This is a genomic window from Pseudomonas citri (assembly GCF_025336485.1).
Classification (GTDB): domain Bacteria; phylum Pseudomonadota; class Gammaproteobacteria; order Pseudomonadales; family Pseudomonadaceae; genus Aquipseudomonas; species Aquipseudomonas citri.
The window spans coordinates 26,264-49,960 of the sequence record NZ_JAODAB010000022.1; the positions used below are offsets into that span (position 1 = coordinate 26,264).

The 23,697-nt window shown below is 62.0% G+C and carries 23 protein-coding genes; 17 read left to right on the forward strand and 6 right to left on the reverse strand.

The genetic code is table 11. The features are described from left to right. Window positions 1-121 precede the first annotated feature (121 nt). The 4 genes from N4Q37_RS20940 to N4Q37_RS20955 all read left to right on the forward strand — a co-directional run bounded on the left by N4Q37_RS20940 (window position 122) and on the right by N4Q37_RS20955 (window position 3,476). Window positions 122-931, forward strand: a complete 810-nt coding sequence (locus N4Q37_RS20940) for a MetQ/NlpA family ABC transporter substrate-binding protein (protein WP_260961499.1) — start codon at window positions 122-124, stop codon at window positions 929-931. A gap of 2 nt (window positions 932-933) precedes the next feature. Then, window positions 934-2,052, forward strand: a complete 1,119-nt coding sequence (locus tag N4Q37_RS20945) for a methionine ABC transporter ATP-binding protein (protein ID WP_260961500.1) — start codon at window positions 934-936, stop codon at window positions 2,050-2,052. Next, complete coding sequence (locus tag N4Q37_RS20950; RefSeq protein ID WP_232777048.1) at window positions 2,042-2,686, forward strand: methionine ABC transporter permease; 645 nt, start codon at window positions 2,042-2,044, stop codon at window positions 2,684-2,686. Before N4Q37_RS20945 ends, N4Q37_RS20950 begins: the two co-directional genes overlap by 11 nt. Before the next feature lie 163 nt (window positions 2,687-2,849). After that, window positions 2,850-3,476: a class I SAM-dependent methyltransferase gene (locus N4Q37_RS20955; RefSeq protein ID WP_260961501.1), complete on the forward strand. Its 627-nt coding sequence runs from the start codon at window positions 2,850-2,852 to the stop codon at window positions 3,474-3,476. Window positions 3,477-3,524: 48 nt separating this feature from the next. Here N4Q37_RS20955 and N4Q37_RS20960 read toward each other — a convergent pair whose 3' ends face one another. Then, complete coding sequence (locus N4Q37_RS20960; protein ID WP_260961502.1) at window positions 3,525-4,091, reverse strand: transporter substrate-binding domain-containing protein; 567 nt, start codon at window positions 4,089-4,091, stop codon at window positions 3,525-3,527. A 134-nt stretch (window positions 4,092-4,225) separates the two neighbouring features. Between N4Q37_RS20960 and N4Q37_RS20965 the strand changes: the two genes are divergently transcribed. Then, the gene (locus N4Q37_RS20965; RefSeq protein ID WP_260961503.1) at window positions 4,226-4,651 is read left to right on the forward strand and encodes a DUF4399 domain-containing protein; all 426 of its coding nucleotides are present in this window, start codon (window positions 4,226-4,228) and stop codon (window positions 4,649-4,651) included. A 93-nt stretch (window positions 4,652-4,744) separates the two neighbouring features. Here the strand turns inward: N4Q37_RS20965 and serA are convergent, their stop codons facing one another. Further along, window positions 4,745-5,974, reverse strand: coding sequence for a phosphoglycerate dehydrogenase (serA, locus tag N4Q37_RS20970; RefSeq protein WP_260961505.1), 1,230 nt, complete (start codon window positions 5,972-5,974; stop codon window positions 4,745-4,747). A 203-nt stretch (window positions 5,975-6,177) separates the two neighbouring features. Between serA and N4Q37_RS20975 the strand changes: the two genes are divergently transcribed. From N4Q37_RS20975 to N4Q37_RS20990, 4 genes are all read left to right on the forward strand, one after another. After that, window positions 6,178-7,572: an FAD-binding oxidoreductase gene (locus tag N4Q37_RS20975; protein ID WP_260961506.1), complete on the forward strand. Its 1,395-nt coding sequence runs from the start codon at window positions 6,178-6,180 to the stop codon at window positions 7,570-7,572. Between the two features lie 38 nt (window positions 7,573-7,610). Then, complete coding sequence (locus N4Q37_RS20980; protein ID WP_260961508.1) at window positions 7,611-8,276, forward strand: fumarylacetoacetate hydrolase family protein; 666 nt, start codon at window positions 7,611-7,613, stop codon at window positions 8,274-8,276. 166 nt (window positions 8,277-8,442) lie between these two features. Next, the gene (locus N4Q37_RS20985) at window positions 8,443-9,375 is read left to right on the forward strand and encodes an SdiA-regulated domain-containing protein (protein WP_260961509.1); all 933 of its coding nucleotides are present in this window, start codon (window positions 8,443-8,445) and stop codon (window positions 9,373-9,375) included. A gap of 121 nt (window positions 9,376-9,496) precedes the next feature. Then, window positions 9,497-10,414, forward strand: coding sequence for an SdiA-regulated domain-containing protein (locus N4Q37_RS20990; protein WP_260961511.1), 918 nt, complete (start codon window positions 9,497-9,499; stop codon window positions 10,412-10,414). 108 nt (window positions 10,415-10,522) lie between these two features. Here the strand turns inward: N4Q37_RS20990 and rpiA are convergent, their stop codons facing one another. Then, on the reverse strand, window positions 10,523-11,194 hold the full coding sequence (gene rpiA, locus N4Q37_RS20995) for a ribose-5-phosphate isomerase RpiA (protein WP_260961512.1): 672 nt from the start codon (window positions 11,192-11,194) through the stop codon (window positions 10,523-10,525). Window positions 11,195-11,331: 137 nt separating this feature from the next. Here rpiA and ilvA point away from each other — a divergent pair, with 137 nt between their 5' ends. Both ilvA and N4Q37_RS21005 read left to right on the forward strand, forming a co-directional pair. Further along, the gene (gene ilvA / locus N4Q37_RS21000; RefSeq protein WP_260961513.1) at window positions 11,332-12,846 is read left to right on the forward strand and encodes a threonine ammonia-lyase, biosynthetic; all 1,515 of its coding nucleotides are present in this window, start codon (window positions 11,332-11,334) and stop codon (window positions 12,844-12,846) included. Between the two features lie 43 nt (window positions 12,847-12,889). Then, window positions 12,890-13,315: a DUF2269 domain-containing protein gene (locus N4Q37_RS21005; RefSeq protein ID WP_260961514.1), complete on the forward strand. Its 426-nt coding sequence runs from the start codon at window positions 12,890-12,892 to the stop codon at window positions 13,313-13,315. Window positions 13,316-13,375: 60 nt separating this feature from the next. On the opposite strand, the gene N4Q37_RS21010 is transcribed toward N4Q37_RS21005, so the two are convergent. Then, complete coding sequence (locus tag N4Q37_RS21010) at window positions 13,376-14,032, reverse strand: histidinol-phosphatase (protein WP_260961515.1); 657 nt, start codon at window positions 14,030-14,032, stop codon at window positions 13,376-13,378. Between the two features lie 143 nt (window positions 14,033-14,175). On the opposite strand from N4Q37_RS21010, the gene N4Q37_RS21015 reads away from it, so the two are divergent. Together N4Q37_RS21015 and ptsP are read left to right on the forward strand one after the other, a co-directional pair. Continuing rightward, window positions 14,176-14,655: an RNA pyrophosphohydrolase gene (locus N4Q37_RS21015; RefSeq protein ID WP_003186867.1), complete on the forward strand. Its 480-nt coding sequence runs from the start codon at window positions 14,176-14,178 to the stop codon at window positions 14,653-14,655. A 22-nt stretch (window positions 14,656-14,677) separates the two neighbouring features. Further along, on the forward strand, window positions 14,678-16,957 hold the full coding sequence (gene ptsP, locus N4Q37_RS21020; RefSeq protein WP_260961517.1) for a phosphoenolpyruvate--protein phosphotransferase: 2,280 nt from the start codon (window positions 14,678-14,680) through the stop codon (window positions 16,955-16,957). 58 nt (window positions 16,958-17,015) lie between these two features. On the opposite strand, the gene N4Q37_RS21025 is transcribed toward ptsP, so the two are convergent. Further along, entirely contained in the window at window positions 17,016-17,762 is a 747-nt protein-coding gene (locus tag N4Q37_RS21025; RefSeq protein ID WP_260961519.1) for an NRDE family protein, read from the reverse strand. A gap of 284 nt (window positions 17,763-18,046) precedes the next feature. On the opposite strand from N4Q37_RS21025, the gene N4Q37_RS21030 reads away from it, so the two are divergent. The 3 genes from N4Q37_RS21030 to N4Q37_RS21040 all read left to right on the forward strand — a co-directional run bounded on the left by N4Q37_RS21030 (window position 18,047) and on the right by N4Q37_RS21040 (window position 20,730). Next, window positions 18,047-18,829, forward strand: a complete 783-nt coding sequence (locus N4Q37_RS21030) for a sulfite exporter TauE/SafE family protein (protein WP_260961520.1) — start codon at window positions 18,047-18,049, stop codon at window positions 18,827-18,829. 68 nt (window positions 18,830-18,897) lie between these two features. Next, window positions 18,898-19,707, forward strand: coding sequence for a prolipoprotein diacylglyceryl transferase (gene lgt, locus N4Q37_RS21035; protein ID WP_260961522.1), 810 nt, complete (start codon window positions 18,898-18,900; stop codon window positions 19,705-19,707). A 51-nt stretch (window positions 19,708-19,758) separates the two neighbouring features. Beyond that, window positions 19,759-20,730, forward strand: coding sequence for a thymidylate synthase (locus N4Q37_RS21040; RefSeq protein WP_260961524.1), 972 nt, complete (start codon window positions 19,759-19,761; stop codon window positions 20,728-20,730). Window positions 20,731-20,832: 102 nt separating this feature from the next. Here the strand turns inward: N4Q37_RS21040 and cadR are convergent, their stop codons facing one another. Next, window positions 20,833-21,279: a Cd(II)/Pb(II)-responsive transcriptional regulator gene (gene cadR / locus N4Q37_RS21045; RefSeq protein ID WP_260961526.1), complete on the reverse strand. Its 447-nt coding sequence runs from the start codon at window positions 21,277-21,279 to the stop codon at window positions 20,833-20,835. Window positions 21,280-21,363: 84 nt separating this feature from the next. On the opposite strand from cadR, the gene N4Q37_RS21050 reads away from it, so the two are divergent. Beyond that, window positions 21,364-23,589 (forward strand): heavy metal translocating P-type ATPase, encoded by a 2,226-nt coding sequence (locus tag N4Q37_RS21050; RefSeq protein WP_260961528.1) that lies wholly within the window; start codon window positions 21,364-21,366, stop codon window positions 23,587-23,589. Window positions 23,590-23,697: the final 108 nt, after the last annotated feature.

Here is a 23,697-nt window from a genome sequence, read left to right on the forward strand (position 1 = left end):
GATGCAGACACCTCATTTTTTGAGAGACCGCATCAACTTCATCGCGGGCAAGCCTTGCTCCCACATAGCTCCCTCGCCACAAAAACCTGTGGACCACCCATAAATGACTGGAGTATCCGACATGACCAAGCAATTCCTGACCCTGCCAGTCAAAACACTGGCCCTGGCCCTCGGCCTGTTCAGCTCGGCGCTGTTTGCCGCCGACGCGCCCTTGAAAATCGGCACCACCGCCGCGTTTGCCATCCCCCTGGAAGCGGCGGTGCAGGAGGCCGACAAGCAAGGCCTGAAAGTCGAGCTGGTGGAATTCAGCGACTGGATCGCCCCCAACGTCAGCCTCGCCTCCGGCGACATCGACGTGAACTACTTCCAACACATCCCCTTCCTGGAAAACGCCAAGACCGCCGCCGGGTTCGACCTGGTGCCGTTCGCGCCGGGAATCATCAACAACGTCGGTCTCTATTCGAAGAAATACAAAAGCTTCGACGAGTTGCCAGAGGGCGCGAGCGTCGCCATTGCCAACGACCCGATCAACAGCGGTCGCGGCTTGCAATTGCTTGCCAAGGCCGGCCTGATCAAGCTCAAGCCGGGCGTGGGCTACAAGGCCACCGAAGACGACATCGTCGCCAACCCAAAGAAGCTCAGGATCCTGCAAGTCGAGGCCGTGCAACTGGTGCGCGCCTATGACGACGCCGACCTGGTGCAGGGTTATCCGGCCTATATCCGCCTGGCCAACACCTTCGATGCAACCTCGGCCTTGCTGTTCGACGGCCTCGATCACAAGGAATACGTCATCCAGTTCGTGATCCAGCCCAAGAGCAAGAACGACCCGCGGCTGATCAAGTTCGTCGACATCTACCAGCACTCGCCCGCCGTGCGTGCCGCCTTGGACAAGGCTCACGGCAAGCTCTACCAGGCCGGTTGGGAAGGTTGACCATGAACGCCGTCAACGCACGCCTGCAACATGAAACACCTCTACGCCAGAGTGCCGACCAGACCGAGCTGCGCCCGGAACTGAACCGAGCCCACGTGCGCTTCATCGGCCTGGGCAAGACCTACGACGGCGCCCAGGTGGCGGCGTTGCAGGGTATCGACCTGGCGATCCAGCGCGGCGAGGTATTCGGCATCATCGGCCGCAGCGGCGCCGGCAAGTCGTCGCTGATCCGCACCATCAACCGACTCGAACAACCCAGCAACGGGCGGGTGTTGATCGACCACGTGGACATCGGCGACTACGACGAAGACCGCCTGGTGGAACTGCGCCGGCGCGTCGGCATGATCTTCCAGCATTTCAATCTGATGTCGGCCAAGACCGTGTGGCAGAACGTCGAGCTGCCCTTGAAAGTGGCCGGCGTGCCCAAGGACCTGCGCCAGCGCAAGGTTCGCGAACTGCTGGAACTGGTCGGCCTGCAAGGCAAGCACAAAGCGTATCCGGCGCAGCTCTCCGGCGGGCAGAAGCAGCGGGTCGGGATCGCCCGGGCGCTGGTCCATGACCCGCAGATCCTGTTGTGCGACGAGGCCACCTCGGCCCTGGATCCGGAGACCACCCAGTCGATCCTCGCCCTGCTGCGCGAGATCAACCAGCGACTGGGCCTGACCATCGTGCTGATCACCCATGAAATGGCGGTGATCCGCGAAGTCTGCGACCGGGTGGTGGTGCTCGAACAAGGGCGGATCGTCGAGCAGGGTCCGGTCTGGGAAGTGTTCGGCAACCCGCAACACGAGGTCAGTCGAACGCTGCTGGCGCCGTTGCAACACGCCATCCCGCAAGAACTGCAAGAGCGCTTGCAGGAGCAGCCTGCATCGGCCGATGCCGCCACCGTGCTGCGCCTGCAATTCACCGGAATCGGAGGTGATGAACCGGATCTCGCCGCGCTGTTCAGTGCCCTCGGTGGACGGGTGCGCCTGCTGCACGGCGGTATCGAGCGGATCCAGGGCCACGGGTTGGGACAACTGCTGCTGGCGGTAAGCGGCTCGTCATGGGGCGCCGAGGAACTGCGGCAACGTGCGGGCAATTGGGCGCAACGGGTGGAGGTGCTGGGTTATGTGGTTTGATCGATTGCTGCAAGGCTTCATCGACACCTTCCTGATGGTGGGCGTGTCGTCGCTGATCGCGCTGCTGGCGGGTATTCCGCTGGCGGTGATCCTGGTCACCAGCGGCAAGGGCGGCATCTATGAAGCGCCGGCCTTGAACCGGGCCCTGGGGGCGTTCGTGAATCTGTTCCGTTCGATCCCGTTCCTGATCCTGATGGTGGCGCTGATTCCGTTCACCCGCCTGGTCGTCGGCACCACCTACGGCGTATGGGCCGCGGTAGTTCCGCTGACCATCGCCGCCACGCCGTTCTTCGCCCGCATCGCCGAAGTCAGCCTGCGGGAGGTCGACCATGGGCTGATCGAAGCCGCCCAGGCCATGGGCTGCCGGCGTTGGCACATCGTCTGGCATGTGCTGCTGCCTGAAGCCCTGCCAGGCATCGTTGGCGGCTTTACCATCACCTTGGTGACCATGATCAACTCCTCGGCCATGGCCGGGGCAATCGGTGCCGGCGGCCTGGGGGACATCGCCTACCGCTACGGCTACCAGCGCTTCGACAGCCAGATCATGCTCACGGTGATCGTGTTGCTGGTGGCGCTGGTGGCATTGATCCAACTGGGCGGGGACCGCCTGGCGCGGGGTTTGAACAAACGGTAATCCGTGGGAGCAAAGCTTGCTCGCGATAGCAGGCTTGCATCGAACATGGATGCCAACTGGACGACTGCAATCGCGAGCAAGCTTTGCTCCCACAGGTACACCACAGGCAGACCTCGGATCTTGCGGTATAGTCGGCGGACGTCCCCCACTCCAGCCAATGCCCATGAAACGCACCGCCGACGACCTGCACACCATTACCGCCACGACCCTGGGCCACTACAACGCCGTGGCCGAAAGTTTTCGCGAAGGCACCCGCGATCACGATGTCAGCCAGAACATCGATGCCTTGCTGCGGCATATCCAGGGCCAGGCACCGTTGCACATCCTCGATTTCGGCTGCGGTCCCGGGCGGGATTTGCGCACCTTTACCGGGATGGGGCATGTGGCGATCGGCCTGGACGGTTCGGCGGAATTCGCCCGGATGGCTCGCCAGGACAGCGGTTGCGAAGTATGGCAACAGGATTTCCTGAACCTCGACCTGCCCTCTGAACGCTTTGATGGGATCTTCGCCAACGCAGTGCTGTTCCACATTCCACTCCAGGAATTGCCCCGGGTGCTCATGCAACTGCGCGCCACGCTCAAGCCCGGCGGGGTGCTGTTCAGCTCAAATCCGCGGGGCGAAAACCAGGAGGGTTGGAACGGCCAGCGCTTCGGTGCCTACCACGACCTGACGGCCTGGCGCACGCTACTCACCGAAGCGGGATTCACGGAGCTGGAACATTACTACCGGCCGGCGGGACTGCCGCGTGAGCAACAGCCTTGGCTGGCGAGTGTCTGGCGTAAAGCTTGAAATCCCCTCGCCACAAAGAACCGCTTGAGTCTGATTTCCAATCGCCTGTCACTCCTGCCTGCCCAACCACTTCTGCGACAACTGCTCCAATCGCCCATCCTCCTTGATACGCGTCAGTGCGTTGTCCAGGCTGGCCTTGAATGCCGGGTTGCCCTTTTGGAACGGGATCACCAGGTTCGGTGCCGGGCTGCTCTTTGCTTCCGGCTGGAACGATTGGGCCAGGACCAGCGGACGCGGCTCCGGTTCCTTGCTCGCCAGCAGTTGCGCATCCGGATTGCTGTAAACGGCGCTGGTGTCGAAACGTTCAGCCAGTTCCGGGGTCATTGCTATGTGGTTGATGGCGACGTCGTACTTGCCGCTCTCCACACCGGTCAGCAGGTCCCCCGCCTCGGTGACCACGAAATCGGCACGAACATCGAGTTCAGCGGCCAGCATTTCACCCAGTTCCACTTCGAACCCGGTGAGCTTGCCGTCCTCCTTGAAGTTGAAGGGCGCCGTATTGCCCTCGAGGGCGATGCGCAGTTCGCCACGGTCATTGATGTCATCGATCAGTTCGGCATGGGCCAGGGGGCTCAAAAGGGGTAGCAGGCAGATCAGGCCAGGCAGAAAACGCATGGTCACTCCTTTGTATTTGTACAAGCGACGCTCGTTTCAGGTTCGCTTTGCTATGGTTATTGCAGGCTTCGACAACGATTGGTCATGAAGTTGTCATGGCCTCGCGGATTTCACGGAAAAAACTGGAGAAAAAAATGAAAAGTTTTATGTCTCGTGCTGCGTTGGCCAGCCTGCTGCTGGGCGCTTCGATGCTGGCGACAGCCGCGACCCCGGCCCCCAAAGGCGCAGAAGTGTTCATTGTAGCGCCAGAGGACGGTGCCACCGTCAGCCAGGATTTCACCGTCAAGTTCGGCGTCAAGGAAATCGCCCTGGCTCCGGCGGGTGATATAACCAAGAACACCGGACATCATCACCTGTTGATCGATGTCGACAAACTGCCGGCCGCCGGCGCGGCGATTCCAAATGACCCCAATCACATGCACTTCGGCAAGGCGCAGACCCAGGCCGAGATCAAGCTGGCCCCCGGCAAGCACACCTTGCAACTGGAACTGGGCGACAGCGGCCATATGCCGTTCGATCCACCGATCGTCTCCAAGAAGATCACTGTCATCGTGAAGTAACCCAACAACACGAAACCCTGTGGGTTTTGCACAGGGCAGAAAAAACGGGAGCCCCCTGCGGGGCTCCCGTTTTTTTTTGCAAGCCAGGCCTGCTTAGAACAGCACTCGGGAACGAATAGTGCCTTTGATGTGTTGCAGCTTCTCTTGCGCCAGGTCCGAGTATTCGGCGTCGACGTCGATCACGACGTAGCCGACTTTCTCGTTGGTCTGCAGGAACTGACCGGAGATGTTGATGCCGTTTTCGGCGAAGACCTTGTTGATCTCGCTCATCACGCCCGGAATGTTCTCGTGGACGTGCAACAGGCGATGCTTGCCAGGGTGTGCCGGCAGAGCCACTTCCGGGAAGTTCACCGACGATACCGAAGTACCGTTATCGCTGTACTTGACCAGTTTTTCCGCGACTTCCAGGCCGATGTTGGCCTGGGCTTCAGCGGTGGAACCGCCGATGTGCGGAGTCAGGATCACGTTGTCCAGGCCACGCAGCGGGCTTTCGAAAATGTCGTCGTTGGAGCGCGGCTCCACCGGGAACACGTCGATGGCCGCGCCGATCAGATGCTTGTCCTTGATCGCTTCGGCCAGGGCATCGAGCTTGACCACGGTGCCGCGAGCGGCGTTGATCAGGATCCCGCCTTTCTTGATGGCACGGATTTCCTTCTCGCCGATCATCCATTGGGTGGCCGCGGTTTCCGGCACGTGCAGGGTGACGATGTCGGACATGCCCAGCAATTCGTGCAAGTCGTTGACCTGGACGGCGTTGCCCAGTGGCAGCTTGGTCACGGTGTCATAGAAGAACACCTGCATGCCGAGGCCTTCGGCCAGTACCGACAACTGGGTGCCGATCGAACCGTAGCCGACGATACCCAGCTTCTTGCCGCGGATCTCGAAGGAGTTGGCCGCGCTCTTGATCCAGCCACCGCGGTGGCAGGAAGCGTTTTTCTCTGGAATGCCACGCAGCAGCAGGATCGCTTCGGCCAGCACCAGCTCGGCAACGGAACGGGTGTTGGAGTATGGCGCGTTGAACACCGCGATACCGCGCTCGCGCGCCGCGTTGAGGTCGACCTGGTTGGTGCCGATGCAGAAACAGCCGACAGCGACCAGTTTCTTGGCGTGGTCGAAGATCTCTTCGGTCAGTTGAGTGCGGGAGCGAATGCCGATGAAGTGAGCGTCGGCGATCTTTTCCTTGAGCTGGGCTTCCGGCAGAGAACTGGTGATGTACTCGATGCTGGTGTAGCCCGACGACTTGAGGACGTCGACAGCCGATTGGTGGACGCCTTCGAGAAGAAGGAACTTGATCTTGCTCTTATCGAGAGAAGTCTTGCTCATCTGCGTAACCTGTATCCCAGAGAAAAATGGCAGGGAAGTGGGCAACGCCAGGCTGCCCGCGCGGCGGATTTCGCCGGCCCCGCAGCTCGGCCTGTTAGCACGTCTCTGCGGGGGGCGTATGCTAGCATATGCGACCTCCAAACACTCATTCTGCGACGTGAAGCGTCTTCAGGGTGACCATGAATTGTGTGAGAGTTCTGTCGATGACCATCGCTGCCCTGATTGAAGAGCTGAAAACCCTGGTCGAGCCTGGCAAGGTCCTGACCGATGCAGACTCCCTGAACGCTTATGGCAAGGACTGGACCAAGCATTTCGCCCCGGCACCGGTGGCCATCGTCTTTCCGAAAACCATCGAGCAAGTCCAGGCCATCGTGCGCTGGGCCAACGCGCACACGGTCGCGCTGGTGCCATCGGGCGGGCGCACCGGGCTCTCCGCCGCAGCCGTGGCGGCCCATGGCGAAGTGGTCGTGTCGTTCGACTACATGAACCAGATCCTCGACGTGAACCTCACCAACCGCACAGCGGTGTGCCAGCCCGGCGTAGTCACCGCACAACTGCAAAACAAGGCCGAAGAACATGGCCTGTACTACCCGGTCGACTTCGCCTCGGCGGGCTCCAGCCAGATTGGTGGCAATATCGGCACCAATGCCGGCGGGATCAAGGTCATTCGCTATGGCATGACCCGCAACTGGGTGGCCGGCATGAAGGTCGTCACCGGCAAGGGCGACCTGCTGGAACTGAACAAGGACCTGGTCAAGAACGCCACCGGCTACGACCTGCGCCAGTTGTTCATCGGCGCCGAAGGCACCCTGGGCTTCGTGGTCGAGGCCACCATGCGCCTGGATCGTGCCCCGAAAAACCTCACCGCCATGGTACTCGGCACCCCGGACTTCGATTCGATCATGCCGGTGCTGCACGCCTTCCAGGGCAAGCTCGACCTGACCGCCTTCGAATTCTTCTCCGACAAGGCCCTCGCCAAGATCATGGGCCGTGGCGACGTGCCAGCACCGTTCGACACCGACTGCCCGTTCTACGTGCTGCTGGAATTCGAAGCCACCACCGAAGCAGTCGCCAACCACGCGCTGGAAACCTTCGAGCACTGCGTGGAGCAAGGCTGGGTGCTGGACGGCGTGATGAGCCAGAGCGAAACCCAGTTGCAGAATCTGTGGAAACTGCGCGAGTACATCTCCGAAACCATTTCCCACTGGACGCCGTACAAGAACGACATTTCGGTGACCGTCTCGAAAGTCCCGGAATTCCTCAAGGAAATAGACGCGATCGTCGGCGAACACTACCCGGACTTCGAAGTTGTCTGGTACGGCCATATCGGCGATGGCAACCTGCACCTGAACATCCTCAAGCCGGAAAACCTGAGCAAGGATGAGTTCTTCGCCAAGTGTGCGACCGTGAACAAATGGGTCTTTGAAACCGTCGAGAAGTACAACGGTTCGATTTCCGCCGAACATGGCGTGGGCATGACCAAGCGCGACTATCTGACTTATAGTCGCTCGCCAGTGGAGATCGAATACATGAAAGCGGTGAAAGCCGTGTTCGATCCGAACGGCATCATGAACCCAGGCAAGATTTTCGCGGTTTGATGCAAAAAACACCTGAACCCAAAAAGCAGGAGTCGGTAATGAGCTATCAGCACCAATATGTCGACGGTACCCGTATTCATTTCCCGGTAGGGAAATTGGTGTGCATTGGCCGTAACTACGCCGAACATGCAAAGGAACTGGATAACCCTGTGCCCACCGAGCCCTTGCTGTTCATCAAGCCGGGCAGTTGCGTGGTGCCACTGGAAGGTGGTTTCAGCATCCCGACCGAACGGGGCTCAGTGCACTACGAGGCAGAAATCGCCGTGCTGATTGGCAAACCCCTGTCGACCCGGCCGAGCGCCGAAGAAGTCCTGGACGCCATTTCCGGTTTCGCCCCGGCCCTGGACCTGACCCTTCGGGACAAGCAGGCCGAGCTCAAGGCCAAGGGCCTGCCCTGGGAAATCGCCAAGTCCTTCGACGGCGCGGCGGTGCTCGCGCCGTTCGTATCGAGCAGCACCTTCGCCGACCTGACAGACATTCCCGTCCGCCTGACCATCAACGGTGAAGTGCGTCAGGACGGTAACAGCAACCTGATGCTCAACCCCATCGTGCCGATGATCCAGCACATGGCCGGCTGCTTTTCGCTGCAGGCCGGCGATGTGATCCTCACCGGCACCCCGGCAGGCGTCGGACCGTTGAACGTGGGCGACGAGCTGGTGCTGGAGCTGCCCGGGACGAGCCGCTTCGAGAGCCACGTTCGCTGATCGCAACACGCATACCCGGTAGAAGCGAGCCTGTTCGCGCCTACCGGGTTATCCATGGCGCCTCCATCCTTTACCGTTTTTTTCACATGCCATCCGGATAATTCCGGGGTTTGCGGTATCTGAACCAGTCATTCCCCCTCGCTGAATTTCCTGGAACGCATCGCCAATGGACAAAACCCAAACCCTATCGCCAGCCAAACCTGCCCGGCGCTTTCGCTTCGCCCTGCCCTGGTACACCGGGTTAACGCTGGTGGCGGCTGCGGCCTACGGCCTGGCATTCGCGATGCATTGGGATGACCGGGGCCTGCTCTGGGTAGCGGAGCAATTCGAAAGCCCGGCCCAACGCCAGGAAAGCGTCTGGCTGCCGGATTACCACGCCGTGATCGACGCCAAGCCGCTGCCCGGCATGGAGAAGGACGAAGCGTCCGATGTGACCTACAACCCACAGACCAAAACCCTGTTCGCCGTCATGGGCAAGAACCCATTCCTGGTGGAACTGACCCTGCAAGGCGACGTACTGCGCAAAATGCCACTGGTGGGCTGGAGCAACCCCGAAGGCGTGGCCTCCACGACCAATGGCCTGCTGGCGATTACCGACGAGCGTGATCACACGCTGTCGATCGTCCAGATCGATGCCAACACCCGCGAACTGAACCGCGCGGACTTCCCGACCTACGATCTCGGCCCTTCGCAGAACCAGAACAAGGGGTTCGAAGCGATTGCCTGGGACCCGCGCAATCAGCAATTGATCCTCGGCGAGGAACGCCCGCCGGCCCTGTTCACCTGGAAAAGTAACGGCAGCCAGTCGCTCGAGGGCAGTAAACAGCGCCATGCCAGCGATGAACTTGACCTGCGTAACCTCTCGGCCCTGGCGATCGATCCGCGCACCGGCCACATGCTGGCGCTTTCAGCCGACTCCCACCTGCTGCTGGAACTGGACGAAGAAGGCAAGCAGGTCAGCTTCATGACGTTGCTGGGTGGCTTCAATGGCCTTAAGGGAACGATCCCCCGCGCCGAAGGCATCGCCGCCGATGAGGCTGGCAACCTCTACATGGTCAGTGAGCCGAACCTGTTCTATCGTTTCGAAAAGCAACGCTAACGACAGTCCCTCTGTAGGATTATTCTTCCTTCGTTGTAGGGTGTGGCATACAGCCATTAAGCTTCAGTTCAGGCGGTCGTGGTATTTCCCACCGCCCTGATCCTATCCGAGCCCACCCCACATGCGTCGACTCGCCCGCCCCAAGCCCTTGATCCTGTTGTTAACGACAATCGCGTTGATCATCCTGATCGCCGCAGGGCAACACCTGCGCCTGTTCGAACGCGCCTGGTTCAACCTTGGCACCCTGTGGAAAACCACTCACGAGCAAGCCATCGCCCTGGACCAATACCGGGTTGCGGTCGAGGCGCAGGTGATCGACGGCCTGGACGACGACGTGTCGGCGCTGACGTTCGATCCGGTACGCCAAAGCCTGTTCACCGTCACTAACAAGAATGCCGAATTGGTCGAGCTGTCACTCGACGGCAAGATCCTGCGGCGCATCGCCTTGATCGGCTTCGGCGATCCCGAGGCGGTGGAATTCATCAGCGAAGATATCTATGTCATCTCCGACGAGCGCCAGCAGCGGCTGATCAAGGTTCGCCTGGAAGACGACACGCGCTTCCTCGACGCGGCCGATGCCGAGCAAATGACCCTCGGCCTGCACATGACCCGCAACAAGGGGTTCGAAGGGTTGGCCTACGATTCCGTGGGCAAGCGGCTGTTCGTGGCCAAGGAGCGCGACCCGATGCTGATCTATGAAGTGCACGGGTTTCCTCATCACAATCCAGAAAAATCCTACGCGGTCCATGTCATCAACAACCCCAAGCGCGATGCCGGGCTGTTCGTGCGCGATCTTTCGAGCCTGCAATATGACGAGCGCAGCGGCCATCTGCTGGCGCTGTCCGAGGAGTCACGGTTGATTATCGAGCTGGATATCGACGGCCGGCCGTTAAGCACCCTGTCGCTGAGCAAGGGCCGTCACGGCCTGCGGCAAACCGTGCCCCAGGCTGAAGGCCTGGCCATGGACGACGATGGCAACCTGTATCTGGTGAGCGAGCCGAATCTGTTCTACGTCTTCAAGAAGACGCAGCTCGATTGATAAGAAGGCATCCCTGTGGCGACAGCGCCGATCATTCAAGCATCGCCCGAATTACCGTGACAAGGGAGCTTGCTCCCTCGCCACAAATGCATCCGTCACACCACCGGATCAAGCCTTGAGAGTCTTAACCCCTTCAGCGGTCCCCAACAGCAGCACGTCCGCCGGGCGAGCCGCGAACAGGCCATTGGTGACCACGCCGACGATGGCGTTGATCTGGCTTTCCAGTTCAACCGGGTTAGTGATCTGCAAGTTGTGCACATCCAGGATGATGTTGCCGTTATCGGTCAGCACGCCTTCGCGATACACCGGATCGCCACCCAGCTTTACCAACTGGCGGGCCACATGGCTGCGCGCCATCGGGATGACTTCCACGGGCAGCGGGAACGTGCCGAGCACCGGCACCAGCTTGCTGGCGTCGGCGATGCAGATGAAGGTCTTGGCCACGGCGGCGACGATCTTCTCGCGGGTCAGGGCCGCGCCTCCGCCCTTGATCAGGTTCAGGTGGGCGTCGCTTTCGTCGGCGCCGTCGATGTAGAACTCCAGGTCGCTCACGGTGTTGAGCTCGTACACCGGGATCCCGTGGCCCTTGAGGCGTGCGGCGGTGGCTTCGGAGCTGGCGACGGCGCCGTCGAATGCCCCCTTGTGTCGCGCCAGGGCGTCGATGAAGCAATTGGCCGTGGAGCCGGTGCCGACCCCGACGATGCTCTTGTCATCCAGTTTCGGGAGGATGAGGTCGACAGCAGCCTGGGCCACGGCCTGTTTGAGTTGATCCTGGGTCATGCGGGCTCCGAAAGCGGGCAAGGAGTATGGAGGGGCGCGAGTATAACCCAACAAAACCTCGGGATTCGTGTGGTCGCCCGGCCAAAAGCCGGGTTAGACTCCTTGGCCCTGCCCAACCCGCTCAGTGATGCTTTCCGATGCTCGAACAGTACGTCAAGAAGATCCTCACCTCGCGCGTCTACGACGTTGCCGTAGAAACCCCATTGCAGAGCGCTCGCCAGCTCTCCGAACGGCTGGGCAACAGCATCTGGCTCAAGCGCGAGGACCTGCAACCGGTGTTCTCGTTCAAGATTCGCGGGGCCTACAACAAGCTCACCCAGCTCAGCGACGAAGAACGCGCCCGGGGCGTGGTCACGGCTTCGGCGGGCAATCACGCACAAGGCCTGGCCCTGGCGGCCAAGGTGCTGGGCGTCAAGGCCACCATCGTGATGCCCAAGACCACCCCGGAAATCAAGGTCGAAGGCGTGCGCTCGCGTGGCGGCAAAGTGGTGCTGCACGGCGATTCGTTCCCCGAAGCCCTGGCCTATTCGCTGAAACTGGTCGACGAAAAGGGCTACGTCTACATCCACCCTTATGACGATCCCCACACCATTGCCGGGCAGGGCACGGTGGCGATGGAGATCCTGCGCCAGCACCCGGGTCGCCTGGATGCGATCTTCGTCCCGGTGGGCGGTGGCGGGTTGATCGCCGGGATCGCGGCCTACGTGAAATACCTGCGCCCGGACATCAAGGTCATCGGTGTCGAACCGGATGACTCCAATTGCCTGCAAGCGGCCATGGCCGCTGGCGAGCGCGTGGTGCTGCCAACCGTGGGGCTGTTCGCCGACGGCGTCGCCGTGGCGCAGATCGGCCAGCACACCTTCGATATCTGCAAGCACCATGTGGATGAAGTGATCACCGTCAGCACTGACGAGATCTGTGCCGCCATCAAGGATATCTACGACGATACCCGCTCGATCACCGAACCTGCCGGTGCACTGGGCGTGGCGGGGATCAAGAAGTATGTCGAGTCGCGAGGCATCAGCGGCCAGACCCTGGTGGCCATCGATTCCGGCGCCAACGTCAACTTCGACCGCCTGCGCCACGTCGCCGAACGCGCCGAGCTGGGCGAGGGTCGCGAGGCGATCATCGCGGTGACCATTCCCGAGAAACCGGGCAGCTTCAAGGCGTTCTGCGAAGCCATCGGCAAGCGCCAGATCACCGAATTCAACTACCGCTACAACACCGGCAGCGAAGCGCATATTTTCGTCGGCGTGCAGACGCACCCGGAAAACGACCCGCGCGGCAAGCTGATCGCCAGCCTGACGGAACAAGGCTTCCCGGTGCTGGACCTGACCGACAACGAACTGGCCAAGTTGCACATCCGCCACATGGTGGGCGGGCATGCGGCCCACGTCATCGACGAAGTGGTGCTGCGCTTCGAATTCCCGGAACGCCCGGGCGCGCTGTTCAACTTCCTCAACAAGCTGGGTGGGCGCTGGAACATCTCGATGTTCCATTACCGCAACCATGGCGCGGCGGATGGCCGTGTGGTCGCAGGCCTGCAAGTGCCCCACGAGGAACGCCACCTGGTGCCGGCGGCTCTGGAAGAAATCGGCTATCCATATTGGGATGAGAGCGATAATCCGGCCTATCAGCTGTTCCTGGGTTGAGAAAGCCGGCTAGGCTGTGAGCAAGACGTAAGGAAATCGAACAATGGAAACGTTGACTGTGTTGAAGCTCGCTCACGTCATCGCCACCGCGCTCTTGCTGGCCGGCGCCCTGGGGCTGTCCGCCTGGGTCTGGCGCACGCGGCGCAATGGCGATGCCACGGCGGCCGCCCGCACACTGCAACGCCCGCGGTCGTTCATCTGGCTGGTGATGATCCTGGCATTGGTCAGCCTGCCCTTTACGGGCTGGTGGATGGTGCATCAGGTGGGTTGGCCGCTGGGACAGACCTGGTTGCTGGCCTCCAGCGTGCTCTACACCGTTGCAGCGCTGGCCGGCTTTTGGCTGCTGGCGCGGTTGAACAAGCTGCGCAAGGCACCCGCAGGTGGCGGGAAGTTCAGCTTTGCCTTGGCGCTGTTCAGCGTTGCCTGCTTTATCGCCATTGCGGGGCTGATGGGGGCCAAGCCGGTTTAAGGTTCAGTGGAAGCAAGGCTTGCCCGCGATTGATTGTGGGAGCAAAGCTTGCTCCCACAATCAATCGCGCAACGAAATCACCGGCCAACCACGCTTCTGGGCCTCGGCCCGAAGATTCGGATCCGGATCCACGGCCACCGGATGCGTCACCACTTCCAACAGCGCCAGATCGTTCATCGAATCGCTATAGAAATAACTGCCGTCGAGGGAATGGCCGGTCTCTTCCAGCCAGCGATTCAACCGGTGCACCTTGCCCTCGCGAAAACACGGGATGTCGGTGCTGCGTCCGCTGTAGCGTCCATCGATCATTTCGCACTCGGTGGCGATCAGGGTCTCGACCCCCAGGCGCTCGGCAATCGGTCCGGTGACGAAGCGGTTCGTGGCGGTGATGATCACCAACTTGTCCCCGGCGTCGCGGTGCTTTGCCAGCAACTCGATGGCCTGGGGCAGAACGATCGGCTCGATGCAGTCGCGCATGTAGTCCAGATGCCACTTTGCCAGCACCTCCATCTCGGTACGGCCAAGGATCTCCAGGCAGAAATTCAGGTACTCGGCGTTATCGAGCTTGCCGGCCAGGTAATCCTGGTAGAACTCGTCGTTGCGCGCCTTGTAGGTGACGGCGTCGAGGAACCCGCGCTCGCACAGGTAATCGCCCCACGCATGATCGCTATCGCCGCCCAGCAAGGTGTTGTCCAAGTCGAATAAAGCCAGCCGCATTGCAGTTACTCGCTGAAATTTCTGAAGAAAGGCGTCCAGAATACGGACTTTTCACAAGAGTGCACATAAGCTAGGCAGGCGCGTTGCTGCTTTCACAACCTTTGTGGAACAATGCGGCGACATGCGTTTGCGAGGTTGTTGCCGTGATCGACCCCGATGGTTTCCGCCCCAATGTGGGGATCATTCTCACGAATGATGCAGGGCAGGTGCTATGGGCTCGCCGTATCAATCAAGACGCCTGGCAGTTTCCTCAAGGCGGGATCAACCCCCAGGAGACGCCGGAAGAGGCCTTGTACCGCGAGTTGAACGAAGAAGTGGGGCTGGAGCGAGAAGATGTCGAAATACTCGCCTGCACCCGCGGCTGGTTGCGCTATCGTTTGCCGCAACGCCTGGTCAGGACGCACAGCCAACCGCTGTGCATCGGCCAGAAGCAGAAATGGTTTCTCCTGCGCCTGATCTCCAATGAGCAGCGGGTGCGGATGGATTTGACCGGTAAACCGGAGTTCGATGGCTGGCGTTGGGTCAGCTATTGGTATCCGTTGGGCCAGGTGGTGACATTCAAGCGCGAGGTGTACCGGCGCGCCCTCAAAGAGCTTGCCCCGCGCCTGCTGACGCGCGACTGACGACGGAGTTCGACCCCGAGCCATGCTCAATACGCTGCGCAAGATCGTCCAGGAAGTTAACTCCGCCAAGGATCTCAAGGCGGCGTTGGGGATTATTGTATTGCGCGTCAAAGAGGCCATGGGCAGCCAGGTCTGCTCGGTCTACCTGCTGGACCCCGAGACCAACCGTTTCGTGCTGATGGCCACCGAGGGCTTGAACAAGCGCTCGATCGGCAAGGTCAGCATGGCGCCCAATGAAGGTCTGGTCGGCCTGGTCGGCACGCGCGAAGAACCCCTGAACCTCGAGAATGCCGCGGATCACCCGCGCTACCGCTACTTCGCCGAAACCGGGGAAGAACGCTACGCCTCGTTCCTCGGGGCACCGATCATCCACCACCGCCGCGTCGTCGGCGTGTTGGTCATCCAGCAAAAAGAACGCCGCCAGTTCGACGAAGGTGAAGAAGCCTTCCTCGTGACCATGAGCGCGCAACTGGCCGGGGTTATCGCCCATGCCGAGGCCACTGGCTCGATCAGCGGCCTGGGGCGCCAGGGCAAGGGCATCCAGGAAGCCAAGTTCGTTGGCGTGCCGGGCTCGCCGGGCGCGGCAGTGGGCACGGCGGTGGTCATGTTGCCGCCCGCCGACCTCGACGTGGTGCCGGACAAGGCCATCACCGACATCGAGGCCGAGCTGGGCCTGTTCAAGACCGCCATCGAAGGCGTGCGGGCCGACATGCGCGCCCTGTCGACCAAGCTGGCGACGCAACTGCGCCCGGAAGAGCGCGCGCTGTTCGACGTTTACCTGATGATGCTCGACGATGCCTCCCTGGGCAGCGAAGTGACCACCATCATCAAGACCGGCCAATGGGCCCAAGGCGCGCTGCGCCAAGTGGTGACCGACCACGTCAACCGTTTCGAACTGATGGACGACGCCTACCTGCGCGAGCGCGCGTCCGACGTCAAGGATCTCGGTCGCCGGCTGCTGGCCTACTTGCAGCAGGAGCGCCAACAGACCCTGGTCTACCCCGACAACACCATCCTGGTCAGCGAAGAGCTGACCCCGGCCATGCTCGGCGAAGTGCCCGAAGGCAAGCTGGCGGGGCTGGTCTCGGTACTGGGTTCAGGCAACTCCCACGTGGCGATCCTGGCCCGGGCCATGGGCATCCCGACGGTGATGGGCCTGGTGGACCTGCCGTACTCCAAGGTCGACGGCATCCAGATGATCGTCGACGGCTACCACGGCGAGGTCTACACCAACCCCAGCGACGTGCTGCGCAAGCAGTTTGACGATGTGGTCGAGGAAGAAAAGCAACTGTCCCTGGGCCTCGACGCGCTGCGGGACTTGCCATGCGTAACCCTCGATGGCCACCGCATGCCGCTGTGGGTCAACACCGGTCTGCTGGCCGACGTGGCCCGGGCACAGAAGCGCGGCGCCGAAGGCGTGGGGCTGTACCGCACCGAAGTGCCGTTCATGATCAACCAGCGCTTCCCCAGTGAAAAGGAACAGCTGGCGATCTACCGCGAGCAACTGGCCGCCTTCCATCCGCAACCGGTGACCATGCGCAGCCTGGACATCGGCGGCGACAAAGCCCTGTCCTACTTCCCGATCAAGGAAGAAAACCCGTTCCTGGGCTGGCGCGGCATTCGCGTGACACTCGACCACCCGGAGATCTTCCTGGTCCAGGCGCGCGCCATGCTCAAGGCCAGCGAAGGTCTGAACAACCTGCGCATCCTGTTGCCGATGATCTCCGGCACCCATGAGCTGGAAGAGGCCCTGCACCTGATCCACCGCGCCTGGGGCGAAGTGCGCGACGAAGGCACCGACGTGCCGATGCCGCCGGTGGGCGTGATGATCGAGATTCCGGCGGCGGTGTACCAGACCCGGGAACTGGCGCGGCAGGTGGACTTCCTGTCGGTCGGTTCCAACGACCTGACCCAGTACCTGTTGGCCGTGGACCGCAACAACCCTCGGGTCGCCGACCTGTACGACTATCTGCACCCAGCCGTGCTGCAAGCCCTGCAGACCGTCGTGCGCGACGCCCATGCCGAAGGCAAGCCGGTGAGCATCTGCGGTGAAATGGCCGGCGACCCGGCGGCGGCGGTGCTGTTGATGGCGATGGGCTTCGACAGCCTGTCGATGAACGCCACCAACCTGCCGAAAGTGAAGTGGATGCTGCGCCAGATCAACCTCAGCAAGGCCCAGGAGTTGCTGGCCGAAGTGATGACCATCGATAACCCGCAGGTGATCCACAGTTCCCTGCAACTGGCGTTGAAGAACCTTGGGTTGGCGCGGATGATCAATCCGGCTTCGAGCAAGACGCTCTGAGAACCCGCAGCCCTTTCGCGAGCTTACTCGCGAAAGGGCCGGCACAAACACCACAAAACTAAACCCGGATCTCGACCTCCCCCAAATGCCCCCCATGGGGTCCGAAACTGCGCTCGACCATGTGCCGCGTCCCATCGGCATGGACGATCAACGCGGTGCTCGCCCGGGTCCCGTAGGCCGGGCTGGCAATGAACACACTCGACAACAACGTCTCGGTCGCGAGGCCGACACCGGTGTCCGGCAATTCGGCCACTGGCGCCGGTTGCGGGTCATTCAGTAATGCCAGCAACGCTTGGGGCCGGGGGTCGTCCAACACCTCGCCGAGCGCCGCCCGGGCCTTGAGCAACTTGGGCCAGGGCGTGTTCAGGCCGGCGTTCGACAGCCCATAGAGCCCCTCGGCCAACTGTTGCGCTCGGGTATCGCGGGCGTTGTGGTGCCACAGCTCGATGCCGTCGCCGAGCAGCAGGTTGAACCCGCCGTACTCGTTGGCACGCGGGACGACCTCGCTCAAATAATCGGCAATCGAAAGATTCCCGGCCAAAAACCGCGCCACCAGTTCACCCCGCGACTTGAACGCCGGCAACTGGCCCGGGTCGCGAATGTTGGTCAGCGCCGCGAAACGCCCCTCGGCGCCGATGCCGAGCCAGGTGCCACCGGCCTCCAGATCGCGGCCGGCATGGACATGGGGTGCGTCAGGCCACTGTGCCAGGGGCAAGGTCGGCCGGGCGTAGAACTCATCACGATTGGCCGCCACGATCAGCGGTTGGGCATGGCCGGGTCGCCAGGCGAATACGATCAGGCACATCGGGTTGTCCCGTTAAAGAATTAAGCCGAACACCACTTGGTTGGGGTGATCACTGTGTGGGAGCAAAGCTTGCTCGCGAAACAGACGACTCGATTTCACAGACCGCAGCGCGTCCATCGCGGGCAAGCCTTGCTCCCGCACAGCATTCCTCAGCACAGATTTGTGTCGGAGCGGGTTCTACTCTACCCACACATCCCCCACGCTTCCATCGCCTTGAGTAGAGCCCAAGGCCATGGATCCGTTACCATGCCGCTCTTGTTTTGGGGATGGGTGGGGAGACGCTGGTGGAATTTGTGCTCTATCTGCTGCTGGGTGCCTGCGCCGGGATACTGGCCGGGCTGTTTGGCGTGGGTGGCGGGATGATCATTGTCCCGGTGCTGGTGTTCAGCTTCACCTTGCAAGGTTTCGACCCGCAGGTGCTGACGCACCTGGCCGTCGGCACATCCCTGGCATCGATCATCTTCACCTCGGTCAATGCCGTGCGCGAACACCAGCGCAAAGGCGCGGTACGCTGGCCGATTTTCGCCTGGATGACCGTCGGCATCCTGCTCGGTGCCGGTGTCGGCGCCATCACCGCCGAGGCGATCTCCGGCCCGAACCTGCAAAAAATCATCGGGGTGTTCGCCATGGTCGTTGCCACGCAACTGGCCCTGGACCTCAAGCCCAAGGCCAGTCGCACCGTGCCCGGCAAGGCCGGGCTGACCCTGGCCGGCAGCGTGGTCGGCTGGGCGTCGGCGATCTTCGGTATCGGCGGCGGTTCGCTGACCGTACCGTTCCTGACCTGGCGCAGCGTGCCGATGCAGCAGGCCGTAGCGACATCATCCGCCTGCGGGCTGCCCATCGCCGTGGTCAGTGCAATAAGTTTCATGATTCTGGGCTGGCACGATCCGCTGCTCCCGGCCCATAGTCTCGGTTTTGTGTACTTACCGGCGCTGCTGGGCATCGCCCTGACCAGCATGGTCTTCGCCCGCTTCGGCGCGCGCCTGGCCCATCGCTTGTCACCGCGCTTGCTCAAACGGCTCTTCGCAGCTTTGCTGTTCTGCGTCGGCTTGAGTTTTCTGCTCTGACGCAATCCTGGCTTAATCCCGAGGTGCCAGCGTCGCCCGGGTATTTTTGACGTTTACGAGGAATATCAATGCTGCCTTACCCGCAGATCGATCCGGTGGCCCTGGCCATCGGTCCGCTGAAAATCCACTGGTACGGCCTGATGTACCTGGTCGGCATCGGCGGCGCCTGGCTGCTGGCGTCGCGCCGGCTCAACCGCTTCGATCCGACCTGGAACAAGGAGAAGCTCTCCGACCTGGTGTTCTGGTTGTCCATGGGCGTGATCGTCGGCGGCCGCCTGGGCTATGTGCTGTTCTACGACCTGAGTGCCTACCTGGCCAACCCGACGCTGATCTTCGAGGTCTGGAAGGGCGGCATGTCGTTCCACGGCGGCTTCATCGGCGTGATGCTCGCGGCGCTGTGGTTCGGCAAGAAAAACGACAAGTCGTTTTTCCAGCTGATGGATTTCGTCGCGCCGATGGTGCCGATCGGCCTGGGTGCCGGGCGCATCGGCAACTTCATCAATGCCGAGTTGTGGGGCAAGCCGACCGACGTGCCATGGGCGATGATCTTCCCGCCGTTCAGCGACCCGGCACAACTGCCGCGCCATCCGTCGCAGTTGTATCAGTTCGCCCTCGAAGGTGTGGCATTGTTCCTGATTCTCTGGCTGTTCTGGCGCAAGCCGCGGCCCACCATGGCAGTGTCCGGGATGTTCGCGCTTTTTTACGGCATCTTCCGCTTTATCGTCGAGTTCGTCCGCGTACCGGATGCCCAGCTCGGCTATCTGGCCTGGAACTGGCTCACCATGGGCCAAGTGCTGTGCCTGCCGATGATCGTCGGCGGCCTGGTGCTGATCTGGCTGGCTTATCATCGTGCGCCGGATGCGGCGGCCAAGGCTTAAAAAATTCGAACCCCGAGGCCCCGGCCTCGGGTTCAAGGACACAGGTAACCCATGAAGCAATATCTCGATCTGGTGGCACACGTCATCGAGAACGGCACCAAGCAAGCCAACCGCACCGGCGTGAACACCATCAGCTTCCCCGGGGCCATGCTGCGCTATGACTTGAAGGAAGGCTTCCCGGCCATCACCACCCGCAAACTGGCGTTCAAATCGGCCATCGGCGAGATGTGCGGTTTCCTCCGTGGCGTGAACAACGCCGCCGAATTCCGCGCCCTGGGCTGCAAGGTCTGGGACCAGAACGCCAACGAAAACAGCCAATGGCTGGCCAACCCGTTCCGCCAGGGCGAGGACGACCTGGGCGAGATCTACGGTGTGCAGTGGCGTAAATGGCCGGCCTACAAGCAAATCCCCCGGAGCAACCTGGCGGCCATCGAGCAGACCCTGGCCCAGGGCTACCGGCAGATCGCCGAAGGCGAGGAAAACGGCCAGGCCTACGTGGTGCTGTACAAGGCCATCGACCAGGTGCGCCAGTGCGTCGACACGATCATCAACGACCCGGGCAGCCGGCGCATCCTGTTCCACGGCTGGAACTGCGCCCAGCTCGATGAAATGGCCCTGCCGCCGTGCCATCTGCTGTACCAGTTCCACCCGAATGTCGAGACCAGGGAAATTTCCCTGACCCTCTACATCCGCTCCAACGATCTGGGCCTCGGCACCCCGTTCAACCTCACCGAAGGCGCCGCGTTGCTTAGCCTGATCGGCCGCCTGACCGGCTACACGCCGCGTTGGTTCACCTATTTCATCGGTGACGCCCACGTCTACGAAAACCACCTGGACATGCTCAAGGAGCAGCTCAGGCGCGAGCCGTTCCCGATGCCCAAGCTGGTGATTTCCGATCGGGTACCGGAGTTCGCCAAGACCGGCGTGTACCAGCCCGAATGGCTGGAGCGGGTGGAACCGGGCGACTTCTCCCTGGAAGGCTACCAGCACCACGCGCCAATGACGGCGCCGATGGCGGTCTGAAAGAATCCCGCCATGCCCCCTGTGTGCGGGCCTGTGGGAGCAAAGCTTGCTCCCACAGGCCCAGCCCATAGACCTCTGTGCATTTGGATTGACGGCGAGGGTTCAATGCCCATGACTGCGCCCCACATGCGAATGCTCCACCTCCGGCGCCACCGCCCCACTCACCTCAAGACGCTGCAAGATCCCGCATTGCTCCGGGTCCGGCCCTTCGCCACAGCGGCGGCGCAGGTCGATCAGTTGTGCCTGTAAGGCCAGCAGGCCGTCGATACGGGCCTTGACGTGGAGGATGTGTTCGTCCACCAGCGCGTTGACGCTTTCGCACTGGTCCTGCGGGCTGTCGCGCAGGGCCAGGAGGCTGCGGATTTCTTCCAGGGTCATGTCCAGGGTGCGGCAGTTGCGGATGAACGTCAGCCGTTCGGCATGGGCCTGGGTGTAGAGCCGGTAATTGCCGTCGCTGCGGGCCGGTTCCGGCAGCAGCCCTTCGCGTTCGTAATAGCGGATGGTTTCGACCTGGCAGTCGGTGATTTTTGCCAGTTCTCCGATTTTCATAGCGTGATCTCCAGACAGGCGCTTGACCCTATAGTGGCTACAGGGTCTTTACTGTGCAACAGGCACTTTTCACGGACGTAACCGATGAGCGATTCCCTCCATATCCACAAGCCCAACCACGACCATGGCCACGATCATGGCCACGCCTGTTGCGCTTCCAAAGCGGCGCCGTCCGTGGTCGAGCTGGGTAAAACCCCGACCGACGGTGCACGGCTGCGCAGCTTTCGCATCGAAGCCATGGACTGCCCCACCGAACAGACGCTGATCCAGAACAAACTGGGCAAGCTCGACGGCGTCCAGCGCCTGGAATTCAACCTGATCAACCGCGTGCTGGGCGTGACCCACGACTTGCCCGACGACGCGCCGATCATCAAGGCCATCGAGTCCTTAGGCATGCAGGCCGAGCCGCTGACGCAGGGCCAGGACAAAGCAAGCAACAATCGACCCGCCCCGGCCAAGCCCTGGTGGCCGCTCGCGCTGTCGGGTGTCACCGCGTTTGCTGCCGAGGTCATCCACTTCACCAATGCCGCGCCGAACTGGGTGGTCGCGCTGGTGGCGCTGGTGTCGATCCTCAGTGGTGGCCTGGGCACCTACAAGAAGGGCTGGATCGCCCTGAAGAACCGCAACCTGAACATCAACGCGCTGATGAGCATCGCCGTGACCGGCGCCGTGCTGATCGGCCAGTGGCCGGAAGCGGCGATGGTGATGTTCCTGTTCACCGTGGCCGAATTGATCGAAGCCAAGTCCCTCGACCGCGCACGCAACGCGATCAGCGGCCTGATGCAGATGGCCCCGGAACAAGCCACCGTGCAACAGGCCGACGGCAGTTGGCAGGTGCAGGCGGTCAAGTCCGTTGCCCTCGGTGCCCGGGTGCGGGTGCGTCCTGGCGAGCGTGTGGGGCTGGACGGCGAGGTGCTTGCCGGGCGCTCGACCATCGACCAGGCGCCGATCACTGGCGAGAGCCTGCCGGTGGAAAAAACCGTGGGCGACAAAGTCTTCGCCGGCACCATCAACCAGGCCGGTGAGCTGGAATACCGTGTGACCGCAGCGGCCGACCACTCCACCCTGGCGCGGATCATCCATGCCGTGGAACAGGCCCAGGGCTCCCGGGCGCCGACCCAGCGCTTCGTCGACCGATTCTCGGCCATCTACACCCCGGCGGTGTTTGCCCTGGCCCTGGCCGTAGCCGTTATCCCACCGCTGCTCATGGGCGCGGCGTGGTTCGACTGGATCTACCGCGCGCTGGTGCTTCTGGTGGTGGCCTGCCCTTGCGCCTTGGTGATTTCCACACCGGTGACCATCGTCAGCGGTCTCGCCGCCGCCGCGCGCAAAGGCATCCTGGTCAAGGGTGGCGTGTACCTGGAAGGCGGCTACAAGCTCGACTACCTGGCCTTGGACAAGACCGGCACGATCACCCACGGCAAACCGGTGCAGACCGATTACGTGGCGCTGGACCCGAGCGTAGAGACCAGCGCCCCGGCCCTGGCCGCCAGCCTTGCCGCCCGCTCCGACCACCCGGTGTCCAGGGCGATTGCCGATGCGGCTGTGGATAAGCAACTGGCGCAGCAAGCTGTGGATAACTTCCAGGCGCTGGCCGGGCGAGGCGTGCGCGGTGACATCGGCGGCCATACCTATCACCTGGGCAATCACCGTCTCGTGGAAGACCTGGGCCTGTGCTCCCCAGAACTGGAAGCAAAACTCTTCGCCCTGGAAAAACAAGGCAAGTCCGTGGTGCTGCTGCTCGACGGCACAGGCCCCTTGGCACTGTTTGCCGTGGCCGACACGCTGAAGGACTCCAGCCGCGACGCCATCCGGCAGTTGCATGAGCTGGGCATCAAGACCCTGATGCTCACCGGCGACAATGCCCACACCGCCGACGCGATTGCCGCGCAGGTGGGCATGGATCAGGCCCGGGGCGACCTGTTGCCGGAAGACAAGCTGCAAGCCATCGAAGACCTGTACGCCCAAGGGCATCGGGTCGGCATGGTGGGCGACGGCATCAATGACGCCCCTGCCCTGGCCCGCGCCCAGATCGGCTTCGCCATGGCGGCGGCCGGCACCGACACCGCCATCGAGACTGCCGATGTCGCCCTGATGGACGATGATCTACGCAAGATCCCGGCCTTCATTCGTCTGTCGCGCCAGGCTTCGAGCATCCTCAAGCAGAACATCGCCCTGGCGCTGGTGATCAAGGCGATCTTCCTGGGAGTGACCTTCACCGGGTTCGCGACCTTGTGGATGGCGGTGTTCGCCGACATGGGGGTGAGCTTGCTGGTGGTGTTCAATGGGTTGCGGTTGTTGCGCAAGTAACGACTTTCCCCGCCAAACCCCGTGGGAGCAAAACTTGCTCGCGATAGCGGCAGACCAGCCAATATCCATGTTGCCTGGCTTACCGCAATCGCGAGCAAGCTTTGCTCC

Excerpts from the sequence above, each read along its gene's own strand:
- rpiA (WP_260961512.1), bottom strand. The coding sequence starts at position 11,194 with ATGACCCAGGATCAACTCAAACAGGCCGTGGCCCAGGCTGCTGTCGAC.
- N4Q37_RS20975 (WP_260961506.1), top strand. The coding sequence starts at position 6,178 with ATGACCATCGCTGCCCTGATTGAAGAGCTGAAAACCCTGGTCGAGCCT.
- N4Q37_RS21010 (WP_260961515.1), bottom strand. The coding sequence starts at position 14,032 with ATGCGGCTGGCTTTATTCGACTTGGACAACACCTTGCTGGGCGGCGAT.
- N4Q37_RS20990 (WP_260961511.1), top strand. The coding sequence starts at position 9,497 with ATGCGTCGACTCGCCCGCCCCAAGCCCTTGATCCTGTTGTTAACGACA.
- ptsP (WP_260961517.1), top strand. The coding sequence starts at position 14,678 with ATGCTCAATACGCTGCGCAAGATCGTCCAGGAAGTTAACTCCGCCAAG.
- serA (WP_260961505.1), bottom strand. The coding sequence starts at position 5,974 with ATGAGCAAGACTTCTCTCGATAAGAGCAAGATCAAGTTCCTTCTTCTC.
- N4Q37_RS21040 (WP_260961524.1), top strand. The coding sequence starts at position 19,759 with ATGAAGCAATATCTCGATCTGGTGGCACACGTCATCGAGAACGGCACC.
- N4Q37_RS20980 (WP_260961508.1), top strand. The coding sequence starts at position 7,611 with ATGAGCTATCAGCACCAATATGTCGACGGTACCCGTATTCATTTCCCG.
- N4Q37_RS21005 (WP_260961514.1), top strand. The coding sequence starts at position 12,890 with ATGGAAACGTTGACTGTGTTGAAGCTCGCTCACGTCATCGCCACCGCG.
- N4Q37_RS20960 (WP_260961502.1), bottom strand. The coding sequence starts at position 4,091 with ATGCGTTTTCTGCCTGGCCTGATCTGCCTGCTACCCCTTTTGAGCCCC.
- N4Q37_RS21050 (WP_260961528.1), top strand. The coding sequence starts at position 21,364 with ATGAGCGATTCCCTCCATATCCACAAGCCCAACCACGACCATGGCCAC.
- N4Q37_RS20940 (WP_260961499.1), top strand. The coding sequence starts at position 122 with ATGACCAAGCAATTCCTGACCCTGCCAGTCAAAACACTGGCCCTGGCC.
- N4Q37_RS20985 (WP_260961509.1), top strand. The coding sequence starts at position 8,443 with ATGGACAAAACCCAAACCCTATCGCCAGCCAAACCTGCCCGGCGCTTT.
- cadR (WP_260961526.1), bottom strand. The coding sequence starts at position 21,279 with ATGAAAATCGGAGAACTGGCAAAAATCACCGACTGCCAGGTCGAAACC.
- N4Q37_RS20955 (WP_260961501.1), top strand. The coding sequence starts at position 2,850 with ATGAAACGCACCGCCGACGACCTGCACACCATTACCGCCACGACCCTG.
- N4Q37_RS20950 (WP_232777048.1), top strand. The coding sequence starts at position 2,042 with ATGTGGTTTGATCGATTGCTGCAAGGCTTCATCGACACCTTCCTGATG.
- lgt (WP_260961522.1), top strand. The coding sequence starts at position 18,898 with ATGCTGCCTTACCCGCAGATCGATCCGGTGGCCCTGGCCATCGGTCCG.
- N4Q37_RS21025 (WP_260961519.1), bottom strand. The coding sequence starts at position 17,762 with ATGTGCCTGATCGTATTCGCCTGGCGACCCGGCCATGCCCAACCGCTG.
- ilvA (WP_260961513.1), top strand. The coding sequence starts at position 11,332 with ATGCTCGAACAGTACGTCAAGAAGATCCTCACCTCGCGCGTCTACGAC.
- N4Q37_RS20945 (WP_260961500.1), top strand. The coding sequence starts at position 934 with ATGAACGCCGTCAACGCACGCCTGCAACATGAAACACCTCTACGCCAG.
- N4Q37_RS20965 (WP_260961503.1), top strand. The coding sequence starts at position 4,226 with ATGAAAAGTTTTATGTCTCGTGCTGCGTTGGCCAGCCTGCTGCTGGGC.